Genomic DNA, 17315 nt, shown 5'->3' with positions numbered 1-17315 from the left:
ACCGTGCTTGGCTGATTCAAATCGAGACCTGTGCTCGTCCCTTTGACCAGGCCTTTTTTCTTCATGTAGTCAATCGGGTTACCCCCGGTCATTTCGAACGCTGCTGGCAGTTCGTAGTTCGCCAAAAGTTTGTACAAAGAAGTAATGACTGCTTCTCTCGTAATGACCTTATCAGTCGGAATGGACAAAGAAGCGTTCTTTTTCTTCAGTCCCAGAAGATCCAGCTTTTTCGCCGTTCCTTCCATCAAGGTAAGAAACTTGTCAGCAGGAATCGATTGCTGAAAAGAACCGTCTTCATACCACGCCAGTGGGAAAATTCCGTATTTCTCCCCATCGTTCAACGTTGTTACCGACCAAGGACTGATTATGGGAGCTACGGGAGTCTGCCCGTGAACTGGAAGCACATACCCTAGCAAAAGCGCCAAACTGAGTGCACCTGTTCCCGCCCAGCGAGTCAGTTTACTCCAGCGTTTGTTTAGTTTCATGAAACTTTCTCCTCTCGATTCTAAGCTGAATGATTTTATGCCATTCTATCTTAGTGGTAGATTATACCACAATTTTCACTATACATAAAAAGCATCGACAAATTGATCGTCGACGCTTTTCCTATGAATCCGCACGTTATCGATTGGGTTTAGTCAAATAAAGACGCATTGTTAACGGAGCAAAGATGACAATCAGAAGTAGACATAATCCGATTCCAACCAAAACATCAGACAGATTAGCTGTTCCCCCCATCAATCCTCGAACCGTCCCTACTGCGATACTGATCGGGTTGAGATTGACGATTGTCCCCATCCATTTTGGCATGGTGGAAGAATCTACGAAGATCGTGCTGGCAAAAAGCAATGGGTAGACAAAAAACATACTTGAACCTGATACCGTCTCCGGTCGCTTTGCCAAAATACCGATCATGGAAAAAATCCAGCTCACACTAAAGGCGAAGAAAATGAGATACAACATCGCGAGTGTCGCACCGACTATGCCGCCTTCTGGACGAAACCCAAGCAGCATTCCTGTCCCAAAGGCGACGAGTATCGCAATCGTATAACGTAGTCCATCTGTCAGTAATGGACCGATGACAGACGCTGGCTGCCAAAAGGGCATGGTACGAAAACGGTTATAGACGCCCTTCGCAATATCCTGACAGATGGTCGTCCCGCTATAGACCGTCATCGGAAGGATGGTCAACACAAGCACACCTGGCAGAAAAAACTGGAGATACGCTGCCGTAGAACCAGCGATGGCTCCACCGAACAAATAAGTAAAAATAAGCAGCATCATCACAGGTGAGAGGACCGCATCCATACAAAATATGAAAAGGTTGTTCTGTGTGTTTTGCCATGTGCGCCACATAAAGATGCGGATCGCCGCAAAGGTACTGAGCGTATGACTTGCGTTCATAGGATGGCCTCCTTCTTTTCGGCATGAGTCAGGGCCAAAAACACCTCTTCCAGACTCGGGTCACTCAGGGAAAAATGCTCGATAGAAACATCATTAGCCAGCAGCATCCCGATTGCTTGGTTTGCCAGACTCGCTTCTTTTACCGGGATTCTTAAAACATGCGGGTCATCTTGATCTGGATAAATCGGCAATCGAAGATGTTCTTCCAAAAGACGGCTTGTCCATTCCTTGTTCAGATGTTCGGTCAATCGAACCGTCAACGTCTTTCCACCCACCGAGGCTTTTAACAGCTCAGGTGTCCCTTCTGCAATCATCATTCCTTTATCGATCACCGCGATCCGGTCTGCTAACTGATCGGCTTCTTCGAGATATTGAGTCGTTAATAGCACAGTGGTACCTGATTTCAAAAGCGTACGAACGACTTCCCATACTTGTTGCCGACTTTGCGGGTCGAGACCCGTAGTAGGCTCATCCAGAAAAATAAGCTCCGGCTGCGTGAGGACGCTAGCGGCGATATCTAATCGTCGCCGCATCCCACCAGAATAATTTTCTACCGTACGATCCATGGCATCTGCAAGCCCAAAGGTATGAAGCAGCTCGCTTGCTTCTGTACGGGCCTCCCTCGCAGAGTAGCCAAACAATCTGCCAATCAGGATCAAATTTTGCAATCCGGTTAACCCTTCATCCAGGGCAGCAAACTGTCCCGTCAGGCTAATTTTCTTGCGCACAGCCTGCGCGTTTTTCACAATATCGCATCCGGCTACCAACGCTGTTCCTCCGTCTGGCGCAAGGAGCGTGGAAAGCATATGGATGGTTGTCGTTTTTCCAGCGCCATTCGGGCCGAGCAAAGCGAACAGCTCCCCTTTTTTTACATGCAGGTCAATTCCTTTGACCACCTCTTGATCCCCAAACGATTTCCTGAGCTTCGTGACTTCAATGGCATATGACATAGCGGGCTCTCCTTATTCAAAATAGCTTTTATGTTCGGATGCCCATTCGGCAAACGTTCTTGCAGGCTTTCCGGTCACTTGCTCCACCGTGGGCAAGACCGTGTAGCCCACTTCAGGTGGATTTTTGCCCATGGCTACGAAAAAGTCGATATCTCCCTCTTCATAGCCCTGATCTCTCCAATTCTGTCGCGCCTGCTCCTCCGTAAGCTCTTCAAATCGAATTTCTCTCTCTAAAATTTTCGAAATTATCTGAACTGATTCAATGCGTGTAATCGCCTCTGGTCCCGTAAGAAAATAACTTTGCGCATGGTGTCCCGATTCAAGCAATGCCACCACAGAAACACTCGCGATATCTGCTTCGTGTACTTTGGCGCTTAAAGCATTGCCAAAAGGCTCCCGCACGACTCCCTCCAAACGAATCGATTCCTGCCAATCGACAATCGCATTGGACATGAATTCCACAGGCTTCAGGAGAGTCCATTCCATCCCACTGTTTGCCAATGCTTCTTCTAAAGGCCCTTCGGTGGCACTCACCAATACGGATACGCGCTTCACACCAGCTCTTTCCGCCATTTCGACTACCTTCGGATCGGTTTGAAAGGTGTAGCTAGATGCAAGTAAGTGCAGAGCCGTTACACCTTGCAGTGCTGCTTCCAAGCTCTCCGGTATAGCAAGGTCCCCTGCTACCACCTCTACTCCCGCTGGCAGGTCGGCTTTTTCCGGATTTCGCGAAATAGTACGCACCTTGACTCCTTTTTTCAAAAGCTGATCCACCACATGTCTCCCTACCGTCCCTGTTGCACCCGTTACTAAAATCGTCATGTTATACATCCTCCTCAAATTATTGGTAGCGTTGCTGAATCTGTTTGATTTCTTTCAATAGGTCTTCCTTTAAGTCGTCAGGGGAAATAATCTCCACCTTTGATCCATAACTTAATACGACTGAAACCGCGTAGTCTCGCTTATAAAAGACTTTGTGCAAATCGATATGCGTACCGTGATGTGTGCATTCTCCCGGGAATTGCTCCAACACACGCAGCCCTACGGACGGATCAAAACGGAGATGCGCGAGTGTCCCTTCAAAGTCTTGCGTTTCTTCTTCGTCCTGGCTTGTCTGCTCAATTCTTGGTTGAAAAATGATTTCTGTCACCTCAAGAGCGGTCATCCTGGAAAGGCGGAAGATTCGATTGGCCTGACGCAACAAGCAATACGCCTGAAGATACCACGCTCCACGCTCCCAAAATAGACGGAGCGGCTCTACTCGTCTCTCTGAGACCGTACCTGATGCACTCACATAAAAGAAAGTCGTGACTCGATTTTGCTGGATCGCCTCTGCAAGCGGGTGAATAGTGGCCTTTTCATCTTCTACCGTACTCAGGTTAAAAATGATCGACTCGTTATTTCCCCCATTCAGTAGAGCAGGCTGCAGGCTGCCCAGCTTCTGAACAAGTGTTGTATATTTTCCTCCGATAGCTCCTTCCGTACTTTTTAAAAGATTGTATATGACCGAAAAGTCTTTCACAGAGAAGTGCTGCTTCGTTAGGAAGAAACCTTCCATCAGCTCGAATCCACCATCTGCTCCCGTGAATGAAACGACGGGAATGCCAGCTTGATTAATTAACTCGACATCACGATAAATCGTTCGAACAGAGACCTCAAACCTGGCGGCAAGCTCTGTTGCTGTCACCCGTTTTTTCGACATCAACTCTATTGTGATGGCAAGTAATCGATCCAGCTTCATCTGTTTACACTCCTCATGTTCATCACCTATTCGGTAACTGTCATCATCATAATGCACGAATCCTGACATCATGTGTGTCAGGATTATAAAAAAACTCACCCTCTTATTTTACAGGAGGGTGAGTCCTTTTTCGAAATCGTTACTTAATGGATGCTTCTTCAATTTCTTTATACGCCCAATGACCAGGTACGACGTCCGGCCATCTTTGCGGGCCAACTTGATTCTGCGGCACGCGATTCAGCACGCGATTGAGAATCGTCACAGCTTCGGCACGAGTCAGCGCTTTCTCTGGCTGGAAGGTACCGTCGGGATAACCTGTCATGTACCCTTTTGCAACAACCGCTGCAATGATTGGAGATGACCAGTGATTTCCCCTCACATCAAAAAAGACAGTACCCCCGCCCGCACCTTGCAAGGCCTTATACTTGTAGATGACCGCGGCTATTTCCGCTCGGGTAATGTTGGCAGATGGACGGAATGTGCCATCCGGGTAGCCGTTCATCATACCCGCTGCACTTACTTGATGAATCGGATTCACTGCCCAGTAGTTGTCGGCTACATCGAAGAACCTTCCCTTACTCGCAGAAGACTGGCTCACCATTTCAGCGTTCAGTAAAATGGCAGCTATCTCCGCGCGTGTCACCGTACGATCCGGTTGAAACGTTCCGTCAGGATAGCCATTGATATAGCCACGTTGGCTCTTACTTTTTATATTGGTTGCAGGGAGAACCACTTTCTTATCTGTAGGGCTACCGCCAGTGAAAAAGATGGTTGTCGGCGTGTTATAGGAACCCTTTCTACTGTCTTTATCCCGATCCCGACCTCTGTCTCGATCATCATCCTCTAGATTTCTCCATGCTTTTCTCAAATCGTACAGAGCATCATCTACTTCAGACTGCGTAGCATGTGGATCGTCAATGACATCCCACGCTTGTTCAAGCGCATCTTCCAATTTGCGCCAGCTCGATCTGGTGTAGTCGTCTTCATCCAAGTCTTTGTCCTCGATCTCTCTCGCTTTGGCCCTCAGCTCTCTTTTATAGACCGCGTCATCTTGAATCTTCAAATCTTGTCTCGCTTTGATCAGTTTCTCAAGGGTAACATCTACGACAGGCTGGCTCGCATGCGGATCATCCAGCACAAAGTAAGCCTGCCCCAGTCTATCCTGTAGCTCTTTCCAACTGGCCCTCGTGTAATCTTTTTCTTGCAGCTTTTCCACTGCAATTTCCTCTACTTTCGTTTGCAGTTTGCTCTTGTCGACTGTACCTTCCTGCTTCTTCAGCCCTTCTCTTGCTAGGACTAACACGGACAAGGCACCATCGATTTCTGCTTGGGTGACGTTTGGCTTCGTCAGTACGGCTTTTGCAGCATCCAACGCATACGCAAGCTTTCTCCAGCTATCGGGTGTATATTTTTCCTGGATTAAATTCTCGGCGTTAATTTCATTGACTTTTTCTTGTAAGTGACGAAGATCTACAGTGGTTTCTACCGCGGCAGGTGTTTCCTCTGCACTTGCTACTTGGCTTACAGGCACGAATATGCCTGCTTGGAAGATCAAGCAAAAGAGGCTAAAGAAAACAAGACTCCTTACTGCTCTTGGAAAACGTCCCAATTCCCATCCTCCGTTCTTTACGATGACCCATCCGATCATCTTTTTCCAACCATTTACAGTATATGATGGAGACCGATAAGAGGATTCATATTTTTAGAGGCCAAAAACCAAACAAAAAACCAAGTAGCCAATAGAGCAGCTTCTTGGTTTTTATTTTTTGGCGCTAAGCAGAAACAGGTTTTTCCGGGCGTTGCTTTGTCTTGCCCGAGATTGAAAAATTCGTCCACATACGCAACAGTCGTTCGACTGGGCCATAACGGAACCGTTTTAGATACAACGGGCTTGCGAAAAGCTGTCCCACATAAATCACGATCGCTAATCCGCAACCAGCCAATACTCCGATCTTTCCGAACCATCCGAGGCCATAGCCATAAAAAATCGTCGTACAAATGACGGTTTGCAAAAGGTAATTCGTTAAGGAGAGTTTCCCCACGGCCTGAAACCTTGGCAGCCAAGTTGATTCCGTGCTTTTGGAAAAGAACCAAACAAAGGCGAAGATGTAACCGATGGCAAGAATGGTTCCTCCCGATAACTCACCGACGCCACTCAACCAAGTTCCCGGCAGAAACGCATGCAGCGCTTTTAACAAAAGTCCCGCTGGCAAGAAGATCAGCATGTTTCGGAGATACGAGGTTCGTTCTTCCTCTGGCTTCTCGAACCAACGGCGCTTCGCAGCATACGTCCCAAAAAGGAACATGGGTGCGCTCATAAGCGGCGCAATCAACAATAAAGCAATCATCATGTATTCTGGCAAACCAAGCGGATCTTCACTGCTTCTGTGATGGACGATCTCCTCGTATGTACCCGTGCCATAGACGGTCATGGTTTTGACCACATACGCTTCCATACGGGCTGGATCGGTAATACCCGCAGGATCATTCGGATCTTCTGGAGTAAACCCCATTAAGCTGATGAGGCAGAGTAAGACAATCCCCCAAATGAGCAGTGTTTTCGGTTTGCGGTTCATGAACAGCAACAAAAAAAAGCCCATCATGCCATAAACCCTAAGATATCCCCTTCCCATAGGAAATACGAATGAAGGAAACCAAGTCCGATCAGCATCAAAAACCTGCGGGTAAGGTAGCGTTTTTGCCTCAAGCCTTTGGCAGCCAAGCTTTGCTGCATCTTGATCATGCCAAAACCAAACATAAAAGTAAAAATCGGCATAAAGCTGCCTTCCACAAATATTTTCACAAGCTTGTAAGCAGTCATTTCATAATCGGGGAGGGCGTATAAATCCATTTCTTGGCTTCCCCAAATCCCATACTGGAAAATCAGCATATTCGCCATCAAAATCCCTACTAAACTAAATCCTCGCAAGCCATCGATGATGCGAACGCGATTCTGCTTTAGCTCCATGACTATCACCTCAAGCCTGATTGTAACGAGCTAAGCTTAATGGCTTCTAAATCGCACCTTATCGTTACCTTAATTTTACATTCACCATAGCTTGCGTATGGTAGACGATCAGGAGAACTTCACTCGTCTGCACCTGATATTGATCTCATCTGCACCCGATATTGATTTCTCTATTCTATGGTATGGCTATCTTGTAAGAAGGAGTTATTGCGTATGAAAATGGTACAACGATGGGTATGTATTTTTCTGTCAGCGGCGATACTATCGGCCCTCGTCGCCTGTGGTGCAGCCGACGACAAGGGGCAGACTCAGCTCGCTACGACGCAGGCGCCTGCAGGCAGCGTTCAGGAGTTGTTTGGCAGCAGCTTGTTCGTAGGCGACTCCATTATCGGAGGACTGACGAACGATGACCTGCTGCCTGAAGCGAACGTTATGGGGGGATTGGGTGCAACGGTCCAATCTACACTGGACAACATCGAAGAGATCACGAGCCGCAAGCCGTCGCATGTGTTCCTATCAATGGGACAGAACGATCTCGATGAACCGTCCGAGGAAGCGAAGAAGACGTTCGTACAGAAATACACTCAACTGGTCGATCGTATAAGGGAACTGCTCCCTGCGACGCGTGTCTACGTGCTGTCGATTACGCCGGTAGATGCCGCATCACCGTTCGGTGCGTCCATGAACCCGCAGATCGAATCATTCAACGCAGCCCTGCAAAAGATGGCGAAGGAGAAGGGAATAGACTACATTGACCTTGCCCCCCTTTTCCAACAGCACAAGATTCACTACGATGAAGACGGCTCTCATTTCACGAACGCATTCTACCCAATCCTGCTGAGCTATTTAAAGGAGCGAACGGATCTGGCCAATCAGTCGCGCGGTCCGGCGGTCATCGATACGAACGAAGCCTACAAAGCGGCGTTCAAGCACAGTGTATTCCTGGGGGATTCCATCCTGGGGGCGTTGTCCTATCTGAACAAAGTGGATACGGCGAATGTCATCGCCCCGAGCGGCGCGACGCTCTCTCTCGCACTCATGAATGTCGAGAAACTCGCCAGCCGGGCGCCAGAGCATGTATTCATTCTGCTGGGCAGCAATGACATTACATTGTCGGACAAGCAGGAATTCGTCGAGAGCTATCGCCAACTGATCGACAGCATCCGGAACAAGCTGCCGAAGGCCAAACTCCACATCCTCTCGATCCCGCCAGTCGCCGAGGAAACCCGGAAGCAAGTGCCGCAGTATGCGAACATCACGGACTTCAACCAAGCGCTTGAACAGTTGGCCGATGAAGTCAAAGTCGATTACGTGGACTTGTCACCCGTCTTCGCCGCCAACAAAATCCAATACGCGGACAACGGCGTTCACTTCAAACCACATTTCTATCCGCTGCTCCTGGACTACTTGAAGGGGCTTGTACAGTAAGCAAATGGCCGGTTAGTTGGCAAGTGTCAAACAGCCCCCACCTTTTAACTAGGGTAGGGGCTGTGCATTTTAGCATTTTACAAAGTGGCTCCTGTATCCTTCCGTATTGATTTCCAACGCATTTAGTTGCCCACCAGAATAGCCACATCCGCCATCTATTCCTATTTTATCACCTTCTGTTGAATACCAAATTTGATTGGGTTCTGGATTCGATTTTATTCTAGAAGCGTGTACAAAAATGTGTCCTTCATCTTCAAAGTAATAAGGTAAATGATTGATAAAATCAATTTCTTCTTTGCGCTCTACTTTGAGTGTTCTTTTAACAAGCTCTATATCGTTAAAAACGGAATCATCAACACCTTGAAGAAAACTTTCTATTGCGTTCATCCCACCCATCTGATGTAGAAAAAATAAATCAAAGGAAGGGTTCCGAAAGTCTAAAAATTCAATCAAATATCCTGTAAAGGCTTATCATTTATTTTTTCAAGTAGCTGCTTAAGTACATGAAAATATCCATGGATATCTCCAAATAAATATGTTTCCGTTTCACAGCTATCTCCGAAACCTCAGTAAATCGTATTATAGCTCTAATTTTATTCTACCAATCATTTTTTCTAATTCTATTGTCCATTAATATTGCAAACAAATACGATGGAGCCTGTAATTTTTGTAAAGGCACAGTATTTTCAATTGGAACATATTTTAGTGCTTCTTGAAAGGTGCTTTTTGAGACTGAACGACTTGTTCTATCGAACTCAATTACATTACCTTTGACTTGATATGTAAATTCTCCGCCTCTAAGTTGGCGAAATATTTGTCCTTCACAATCTGTTATTCTGCTCCAAACCACCTCAATCATAGTAATACCTCCTTCATTTATATTACTTTAATTACCTTCTGATTAATCACCATTTATAGTTCGATTTTGCATCATTCTATTTAGCACAAGCTATCACGAAAATCTCAACCACCTGTGCACATCCTAGAACCTCTCTGTCACTTATCAATACAATAAATCAGTTTTTTTCTCCAAATGCTTCTGATTCCTTCACCTTGATACTTACTCAATCTCTCAAATATTTCAATTTCAACGGTCTCTCGTGAATGATTTTTTATAACTCTATTCAACTTCCTTTTTATTGAGCTTTTACCACCATTCGCATTATGATAATAAAATGTTTTAAAATACTCTCCGTTAATTCTAACTTTAAATTTATAAGCTTTGCTCATGTCTACTCCCCCTCTATTTTTTCTAGAAATACTTTTATTCATTAATCTACTATTTCATATAACTTTACCTACTTGTTCCGACTAGAGGATTAAATTGACGATGTAAAGCCTTCTCTAAAAGAGGTAATATAACTTTCAAGTCTTTCGCTTTCTCTGCAGTAGAATAAAGGACTGTATAGTATATCTTGTAATTCGAGTTATTTTGTAAAAAGAGATCTAGATGCAATGAATATGTAGTTTTAGATGAGTAGCTAATATGTTGTAATAAACGACTTTTTAAGTCACTTTCATGTTTTCCGATATAAAGCATTTTACTATAACCAAATTTTTTATGATTTGATGAAGCCACTTTTGATATGTTAAAACGCTCTTCATAATATGCTGGAATTTTCATATCAGCATTTTTTTGGCGATGCTTTTCCCAACTAGTTGAGAATTCTTTCTCGTTTATTTCAGACCAATCATCTTTAGAAATAATAAACGCATATATTCCAACTGCATTATCTTCATTAAAATAAAGTCTACTTGTAATATCAATTTCCGAATACTCGTCCTGTAAATCATTTCTGTTAGGATACTTTCCTTCAAAATATCCCATAGCTTTTGGAGTGTTTTTTCTTTTCTCCATTAGCTTTTTGGAAGTCTCGTGAAATGATATAGAAGATGAGACTACTTCTTGAATCTGCTTCTCTATCTCACGATGGAACTTAACATATCCTTCAAAGGTGAAATTTACATCACTATTTTTGCTCATAGACCTTCCCTTTCCTAATTTGTTATGAAGACAAAGACAGTATCTATTCATTTCTTTTTCTCTTTTATACACATTGACTGTACACTATTTCACAAAGCAATCATAATAGCCTTTTTAAAGGATTAAAAGGCTATTATGATCTTCCATCACCCTTGTTAAATTGACACGAATCATCCCTCATTTGCTGGTTGCTCTATAATTTAATTACTCTTGTGATTCGACATTTCCCCCTTTTTTAACGCAATTTTACATTATGATTGATTTTCTTTTTCCCATACTCAGCATCTTATTTAGACTCATCTATAAACAGCTTTGCATTTTCAAGTGTTTTTATTGCCATATTATTCATTCTCCTTGTCATAATATTATTTTATTTTGTTAACCTATTATACTGATCGAGATTGGTACAGACGTTACATATTGCTGTTTAGGCTTGTCAATTTGGCACTAGAACCGTACTCCTCAACCTTAACCTCCAAAACGAAACATAGAAACCCTTCAATGGATTTCTAGAGCATACTTCAGCTAGCTATGCATTAGTGTTGTACCTTCTTGATCTATACTATCCTGCCAATCGTCTATTTTATATTCAATGAAACAACTATACGGACTAGCAAAAGGTTTGCCTCGACGCAATCTGAATCAGATTCTTTTTCCGAAAACTAGCAACAATTCTGTCAATCAAACGTACAACTCTTATAAGATACATAATTTAACAAGGTAATCGAGGTGTTAACAAGCATGGAAGCATCAATTTCAATTGTCACCTACCGCCCTGAGTTGGCCGCAGCGGTTGCAGATATGTGGAATGCCAGCCGAGATAGCTGGGGAGGCGGAAATTCGATTACGACAGCCGAACAAATCAGGCAAGAAGAAGCAGCCTCTGACGCTATTACTGTCTATCTCGCCATGGAAGGTGAAACGGTCGTTGGTTATTGCAGCCTGGCCGAATATCGCGAAGATACCGGTGCCCTCTACATCCCGTTGCTCAATGTACGTCCCGACTATCACGGAAAAAAGGTCGGCCGGATGCTACTTTCATGCGCACTGGAGAAAACGATTGAGCTCGGCTGGCCGCGGCTCGATCTGTATACGTGGGCAGGAAACACGAAGGCTGTTCCCTTGTATAAGAAGTTCGGCTTTTTCTGGGAAGACCGTGACGACGCCACCCATCTGATGAACATGATTCCTTCCGTGCTCCGTACCGAAGCAATCGCCCACTATTTTGAGGAGCTTGACTGGTACCAGGACTCCACGCGGGAGATCATCGTAGAGCCGGATGGTCGCAAGGAAAACGGCTTTGATTACTTCACATACTCCTGGGCAAAAGGAGGCAAGAGCTTGCGCGTGGAGTTTGAGCGGCGGGGTCGAGGCATGCGCCTCATCGAGACGGAAGATTATCTCGTGTCTGCCGAAGTGGAAAAGTTGGAGTTGGTCTTTGGACGGGAATATCAAATTCACTACCGGATCATCAACAAATCGGGCAAGCCGTTACAGATTTCATTAAACGGGCAACCGAGCGACACGATCCGCTTTGATTATCAGAACGAGCTGACAGTGACAGGTGAAACCACGCTGTCTGCAACCTTTTTTGTCGATCCAATCACAGAAGAGCAAAGCATCTGGCGCACCCATCCGCGCGTTTGTACCCACCTGCTGATCAACGGCAAGGCAGCTCTGTTTGAGATGGGAATCCTCCCCAAGTTTCCTGCTACCCTTTCCTTGCATGTACCTGGCCTCTCCTATCCGGGACAGACAAAGCTGTTTTATTTGGACGTGGAGAACAACTTTGCAGAGGAAGCCGAATTTTCATTCGAGCTACCCGCTTGCTCATTTTTTGGCTTACAAGAGCAACGCCACACTTTGAAACTGTCTGGCAAAGAGCGCATGTCGCTTCCGCTTAACGCCGACTTGTATGAACACGGCTTTTACGAAGCCAACGTGCAGGTGGAGGCAAAGCTTGCAGATGGCAGATCGGTTTCTTTTGCCAAAAAAATCGGAGCTGCCTTTACGGGACTTGGCGCGATGGTGTCGGGAGAAACGGAACAAGCTTGGCAAGTTCACCATGGTCGCCATACGCTCTACTTGAACAAAGAAGATAATGAGATAACCGTTGTCGGCGGGACAGGCGGGGAGCCAACCAACTTCCTCTATCCCAAGCTCGGCAAACCGTTTTCCAGCGAGTTCTCGAAGAAGCGTGCCGAGAAAGTTGAGTTTATCGCAGAAAAAGGAGCCATCGGCATCCGGGCGACGTATCGCTCCGGGGCATACCCGCAAATTGCCCTGATCAGTAAAACGCTCCTGTTCGGAGATGGCACCGTAGAACACCGATTGGAGATCGAAAACCGCTCTGCTGACAAGCTGACTGCTGAGCTGTGGCTAAACCAAGGCTTTCATCACAGTTTTCATCGCCCTATTGTGCCGTACCAAGGCCGTTATGTTGAAACACCATCCTCCTATGGCAGCGATATGGATTATTGGGATGCTGAGTTAGTCAGTGAAAACTGGCTGTTTACACAGGATGAAACGGCCCCATGGGGAATGTGCTGGCCTCCTGAATACCGTTTTGACATTCAAGGCTGGTACGTCACACTTGAAACCAATCTCGGCATGCTTGCTCCACATGAAAAAAAATCGTTTGGTCCCTTCCACTTCTCGCATGGGGGCTATGCTGACTGGAAAGAGTTCCGTGCCTTTGCCCGTAAAGAACCTATGCCAGCAGATCTGAACTTGACGTCTCACCTGGAATTGAGTGCCAATGGGCAAAATCCGTTTGTCACAAGCGAGGAACTGGATGTACAGGTGAAAGAATACAAGCAGCAGTACTTGGACGGAGAACTGACCGCATCTCTTTTGTGCGAGACAGCTTCCGAACAAACGCAGAGCTTTACAGAAGATGAGGAAGAAACGGAATCTGGCTTCTCCTTCAAGACGCCGGAAAAACCATATGACCTCGTGCAAGTAGAGGGACATTTTGCCACGCATGTGTCGCATTTGCAGAGCGCGATTTTCCCAATCGGTCAAGGCAAGGTCATACAGGAGCAAACAGTGGAAGAGGGACAGCAGGTCTATATCGCCGACAATGGACGATTGCGGATCAAAGCCGCTCCAGATTTTGCTCCGACACTCTACTCGCTTACAAGTAATGGACAGGAGTGGCTGGATAGCGCCTTCCCAGAACGGAAGCCGAAATCTTGGTGGAATCCGTGGACAGGTGGAATCGGCAACTATATGGAAGAGTTAAGCGCGTTTTCTCTGGTTAAGGAAGAGCGTACTGCTTCCTTTGTTGAGCTAATCGACAACAAGCAAAATGCGTGGCAAGGAATCCAGGTGAGCTACCATGTGAAAAAGCAGGAGAAGTATCGCGGGTTGACTTGTCACCAGTATTACTTGCTGTTGCCAGGAGTACCTGTCCTCTGTCATACAGTAGCGATCGAGCAAAATACCGGAACGTACTTTGCTGGCAAGGAATTAGCTACTGACATCTTTTTGCAGCCGGGAACCGAGGACGAGGCGGTATGGCTGAAAACCGTCGGTACGAATGGCGAGGAGCTCAACTACAAGCTGGCACAAGGTGAATTGGATGTCCTTGAAGTCTCCGATTATGTCCTCGGGCGAGCTAACAGCAAGGATCAGATGCATATCGTTACTGACCTCGAAACGGCGGACCTCCAAGTATACGCAAACAAGGAAGTCGCCGTAGCGTCTGTCATTCGCGAACTGAATCTGCCAAACAACAGCACTACCTTTACTCCGCCTGTCTTTTTCCTGTTTGCCGACAACGCGCTTCCATCCAATGCCTTATCTGACTTACGGGCGATTCGCTTTGCCAAATAAGGGAGGGCTATACATTGAAAATCATCGATGCGCACATGCATTTATCCCATATCGAGGAATTCAAGCGGACGGCGGCAGAAAAGTCGTTTGTCGATTACTCCGTCGCTGGTCTCTTGCAAGAATATGCCGAGAATGGCGTGGTCCTTGGGATAGGCATGGGCTTGACAGAGACTCAGCCGGACGGCTTTCCCGATGTGGAAGCTGTCACTCCCATGGGACTAGACCTGACAGACGAGTTGCCGCCGCAGTTCGTCTATTGCCTGGGAATCAATCCGTTCAAGCTGGATGAAGCAGCAGTGGCACGCTTGGAAGCTGACCTGCTAAAGCCCAACGTGGTCGGGCTGAAAATCTATCTGGGCTACTATCCCTTCTACGCCTATGATAGCGTCTACGATCCCGTCTATGCACTCGCAGCCAAATACCAGGTGCCTGTCGTCTTTCACACCGGTGATACGTACTCAGAGCGTGGGCTCTTAAAATACTCCCACCCTCTCACACTGGACGAGGTGGCGGTAAAACATCGAGATGTCAATTTCATGATGGCCCATTTTGGCGATCCATGGGTACTCGATGGGGCAGAAGTCGTTTACAAAAACCGCAATATGTTTGCAGATCTCTCCGGCTTAATGGTCGGTGACGCAGCCAATTGCAAGCGACTCGCGGACTCCCCCCTCTTCTTCTCCCATCTGCGACACGCGATCACCTATTGTGATCATTACGACAAGTTTTTGTTCGGAACGGATTGGCCGTTGGCGCCAGTGAAGCCATATATCCAGTTTGTAAAAGACCTCATCCCAGCAGAGTATCACGAGGATGTGTTTTACAAAACAGCATTGAAGGTGTTTCCCAAAATCAAGCCTCTGGTTGAGTAGACGATACAAATCCCATGTCTCTTCCTCTCGAAGAAACATGGGATTTTTCATTTGTTCAATAAAACTTCTTCTATTTACGACAAAAAACGACAGTATTCGTATTATGATAGATATGCGAGTTTGCTTATACATCGTTAGTAACGGACAACCATGACCCAAAGCTTTCGCTAGAACAGATAGAGCAAGACTAGGTTTCTACTAAATTGGGGGAGGACATGTTTCCTTGAAGAAAAAAATTGCCTGGGTTACAGACAGTACCGCGCTCATACCTGATCACATCATGGAAGAGCATGACATCTACGTCGTTCCACTGGAGATTATCTTTGAAGATGGCACTTATGAAGACGGCATTGATTTAACGCCTGAACAGCTCTATCAAAAAATTGTACAGGCCAATTATGCTCCCAAAACGTCTCAGCCTTCCTTAGGAAAATTTGTGACACTCTACGAACGATTAAAGGAAGAGTATGAATGCGCGATTGCTGTCCACCTCTCCTCTGATCTGAGTGGGACCTACAATACAAGTGCAACAGCAGCCAAGATGGCAGACTTCCCTGTCGAGCCGGTAGATTCCAAGCTGATGTCGTACCCGATTACCTCGATTATCTTAAATGGCATCGAGCAAGCGAAAGAAGGAAAAGGCTATCAGGAGATTGCTGCTTCCTTGCGCGAGGAATATAAAAAGTTTGAGAACTATATCCTGGTCGGCAGTCTCGACCAGTTTTACAAGGGCGGCCGAATGACCGGACTGCAATATTTCATCGGCAATTTGCTTCAGATCAAGCCGATTTTTCAAATTAAAGATGGACTGTTTGAAGTATATGAAAAGGTGCGTACCGAAGGGAAAGCGGTCAAGCGCATGCTGGAACAGCTAGAGAAAGCCAAGCAAAATTACTCCGTGAAGCGCGTGCAGATTTTGCATGGCAACGTCTTGGACAAAGCGCTGGAACTGAAAGAGAAAATTCAGAGCAAGTACTCCGATGTCGAGGTGTTGGTTGGACCGATCAGTTCCACGATTGGAGCGCATGCTGGGATGGGGACGTTGGCGTTGGCTTGGCGGAATGAGTAAGGGGTAAATGGGGCAGTCTCACATGCCGATTTTTTTCGGCAAAGAGCTGCCCCTTTGTCTTTCATTTTGGCACAATTTCATCATGTTCTAATCTTGATCACGACATTCCCCTTCTTCCGCCCTGTCTCCACATACCTGTGTGCCTCCGGTATTTGTTCCAGCGAATAATACCTATCAATAACCGCTTTCATCTGCCCTGCCTCCGTCAACTCTTTAAGAAAATCCAAATCCTCCGTCCGCACCTTTGCAATCCCTTGCCCATCCACTGTCAGGAATATCCCGTTTGGTGTCAGTACTCTTACGCACTCCGATTTCGTTGCTTTCCCAACCGCATCAAATACAATGTCATACCGTTCTTCTTTTTTCGTAAAATCCTCTTCCGTATAATCAATGACGGTATCGGCTCCCAACGATTTCACCAAATCAAAATTGGCAGAACTACATACCGCTGTCACCTCAGCCCCAAAGTACTTGGCAAGCTGTACCGCGGAGGTCCCTACTGATCCAGAAGCTCCGTAGATCAGCACTTTTTGCCCCTTTTGAAGCTTTCCTTTTCGAAAAAAATGCAAGGCGGTCGTTCCCCCAAAAGGAATCGCGGCGGCTTCTTCATGTGTTACATTGGTCGGCTTTACCCCCACGATTGCGTTTTCATGCAGACAGATGTACTCCGCATGCGCACCGCATCGCATCCCGCTTAATGCATAGACTTGGTCGCCTTTTTTAAATCGTTCGACATGTTTTCCAATCGCTTCGACTTCCCCAGATAGCTCTACACCGAGAATAGGGTTTCTCGGTTTTGTGAGACCGAGCACGAGGCGCATGGGAATCCAGAGCAAAAACGGACTTTTGAAGGCCCGTATTCTGCAGTCTCCTGATGTAACAGTGGTTGCATGAACGTTTACCAGGATTTCATTATCCTTAGGCATAGGCTTCTCTACTTCTCTTAGCTCCAAAACGTCTGGCGATCCGTATTTCGTGCATACCACGGCTCTCATTGACATCCTCCTATCCACTTTGCCATGAGTATAGCGGGAGCACGGTATTGGTATACAGATACTTAAG

14 protein-coding genes and 2 pseudogenes are annotated in these 17315 nt (G+C 46.2%); 4 read left to right on the top strand and 12 right to left on the bottom strand.

All coding sequences use genetic code 11. The features are described 5' to 3' along the window. The 7 genes and pseudogenes from HP568_RS21140 to HP568_RS21110 form a co-directional block, all read right to left on the bottom strand. Positions 1-485, bottom strand: a pseudogene (locus HP568_RS21140) (TraB/GumN family protein); the annotation flags it as partial. A gap of 136 nt (positions 486-621) precedes the next feature. Then, the gene (locus HP568_RS21135; protein ID WP_048031761.1) at positions 622-1404 is read right to left on the bottom strand and encodes an ABC transporter permease; all 783 of its coding nucleotides are present in this window, start codon (positions 1402-1404) and stop codon (positions 622-624) included. Beyond that, positions 1401-2354: an ATP-binding cassette domain-containing protein gene (locus HP568_RS21130; RefSeq protein ID WP_173630143.1), complete on the bottom strand. Its 954-nt coding sequence runs from the start codon at positions 2352-2354 to the stop codon at positions 1401-1403. The genes HP568_RS21135 and HP568_RS21130 overlap by 4 nt, the downstream gene beginning before the upstream one ends. Positions 2355-2366: 12 nt before the next feature. Further along, positions 2367-3176 (bottom strand): NAD(P)H-binding protein, encoded by an 810-nt coding sequence (locus tag HP568_RS21125; RefSeq protein WP_173630142.1) that lies wholly within the window; start codon positions 3174-3176, stop codon positions 2367-2369. Positions 3177-3195: 19 nt separating this feature from the next. Next, a complete protein-coding gene (locus HP568_RS21120) occupies positions 3196-4095 on the bottom strand; it encodes a helix-turn-helix transcriptional regulator (RefSeq protein ID WP_173630141.1) in 900 nt (299 codons plus the stop codon). A gap of 139 nt (positions 4096-4234) precedes the next feature. Continuing rightward, positions 4235-5650 (bottom strand): S-layer homology domain-containing protein, encoded by a 1416-nt coding sequence (locus tag HP568_RS21115; RefSeq protein ID WP_254551382.1) that lies wholly within the window; start codon positions 5648-5650, stop codon positions 4235-4237. A 217-nt stretch (positions 5651-5867) separates the two neighbouring features. Continuing rightward, positions 5868-7063 (bottom strand): annotated as a pseudogene (locus HP568_RS21110) (DUF418 domain-containing protein). A 213-nt stretch (positions 7064-7276) separates the two neighbouring features. On the opposite strand from HP568_RS21110, the gene HP568_RS21105 reads away from it, so the two are divergent. Further along, positions 7277-8491, top strand: a complete 1215-nt coding sequence (locus tag HP568_RS21105; RefSeq protein ID WP_173630140.1) for a GDSL-type esterase/lipase family protein — start codon at positions 7277-7279, stop codon at positions 8489-8491. A 69-nt stretch (positions 8492-8560) separates the two neighbouring features. On the opposite strand, the gene HP568_RS21100 is transcribed toward HP568_RS21105, so the two are convergent. The 4 genes from HP568_RS21100 to HP568_RS21085 all read right to left on the bottom strand — a co-directional run bounded on the left by HP568_RS21100 (position 8561) and on the right by HP568_RS21085 (position 10475). Further along, positions 8561-8944 (bottom strand): hypothetical protein, encoded by a 384-nt coding sequence (locus tag HP568_RS21100; RefSeq protein WP_173630139.1) that lies wholly within the window; start codon positions 8942-8944, stop codon positions 8561-8563. Between the two features lie 145 nt (positions 8945-9089). Further along, complete coding sequence (locus HP568_RS21095; RefSeq protein ID WP_056496621.1) at positions 9090-9350, bottom strand: hypothetical protein; 261 nt, start codon at positions 9348-9350, stop codon at positions 9090-9092. Positions 9351-9487: 137 nt separating this feature from the next. Further along, a complete protein-coding gene (locus HP568_RS21090) occupies positions 9488-9721 on the bottom strand; it encodes a hypothetical protein (RefSeq protein WP_173630138.1) in 234 nt (77 codons plus the stop codon). A gap of 64 nt (positions 9722-9785) precedes the next feature. Then, complete coding sequence (locus HP568_RS21085; protein ID WP_173630137.1) at positions 9786-10475, bottom strand: hypothetical protein; 690 nt, start codon at positions 10473-10475, stop codon at positions 9786-9788. A 741-nt stretch (positions 10476-11216) separates the two neighbouring features. On the opposite strand from HP568_RS21085, the gene HP568_RS21080 reads away from it, so the two are divergent. From HP568_RS21080 to HP568_RS21070, 3 genes are all read left to right on the top strand, one after another. Then, positions 11217-14312 carry a GNAT family N-acetyltransferase gene (locus HP568_RS21080; protein WP_173630136.1) on the top strand — a complete coding sequence of 1032 codons (3096 nt, stop codon included), beginning with the start codon at positions 11217-11219 and terminating at the stop codon, positions 14310-14312. A 14-nt stretch (positions 14313-14326) separates the two neighbouring features. Beyond that, the gene (locus HP568_RS21075; RefSeq protein ID WP_173630135.1) at positions 14327-15184 is read left to right on the top strand and encodes an amidohydrolase family protein; all 858 of its coding nucleotides are present in this window, start codon (positions 14327-14329) and stop codon (positions 15182-15184) included. Between the two features lie 223 nt (positions 15185-15407). Beyond that, positions 15408-16253 (top strand): DegV family protein, encoded by an 846-nt coding sequence (locus HP568_RS21070; RefSeq protein WP_048031751.1) that lies wholly within the window; start codon positions 15408-15410, stop codon positions 16251-16253. Between the two features lie 80 nt (positions 16254-16333). On the opposite strand, the gene HP568_RS21065 is transcribed toward HP568_RS21070, so the two are convergent. Beyond that, positions 16334-17248 (bottom strand): NAD(P)-dependent alcohol dehydrogenase, encoded by a 915-nt coding sequence (locus tag HP568_RS21065; RefSeq protein ID WP_173630134.1) that lies wholly within the window; start codon positions 17246-17248, stop codon positions 16334-16336. Positions 17249-17315 lie beyond the last annotated feature (67 nt).

Source organism: Brevibacillus sp. MS2.2 (assembly GCF_013284345.1).
GTDB lineage: Bacteria > Bacillota > Bacilli > Brevibacillales > Brevibacillaceae > Brevibacillus > Brevibacillus brevis_C.
The sequence above is the reverse complement of the archived record's forward strand: the minus strand, read 5'-3'. Positions and strand labels throughout refer to the sequence as shown.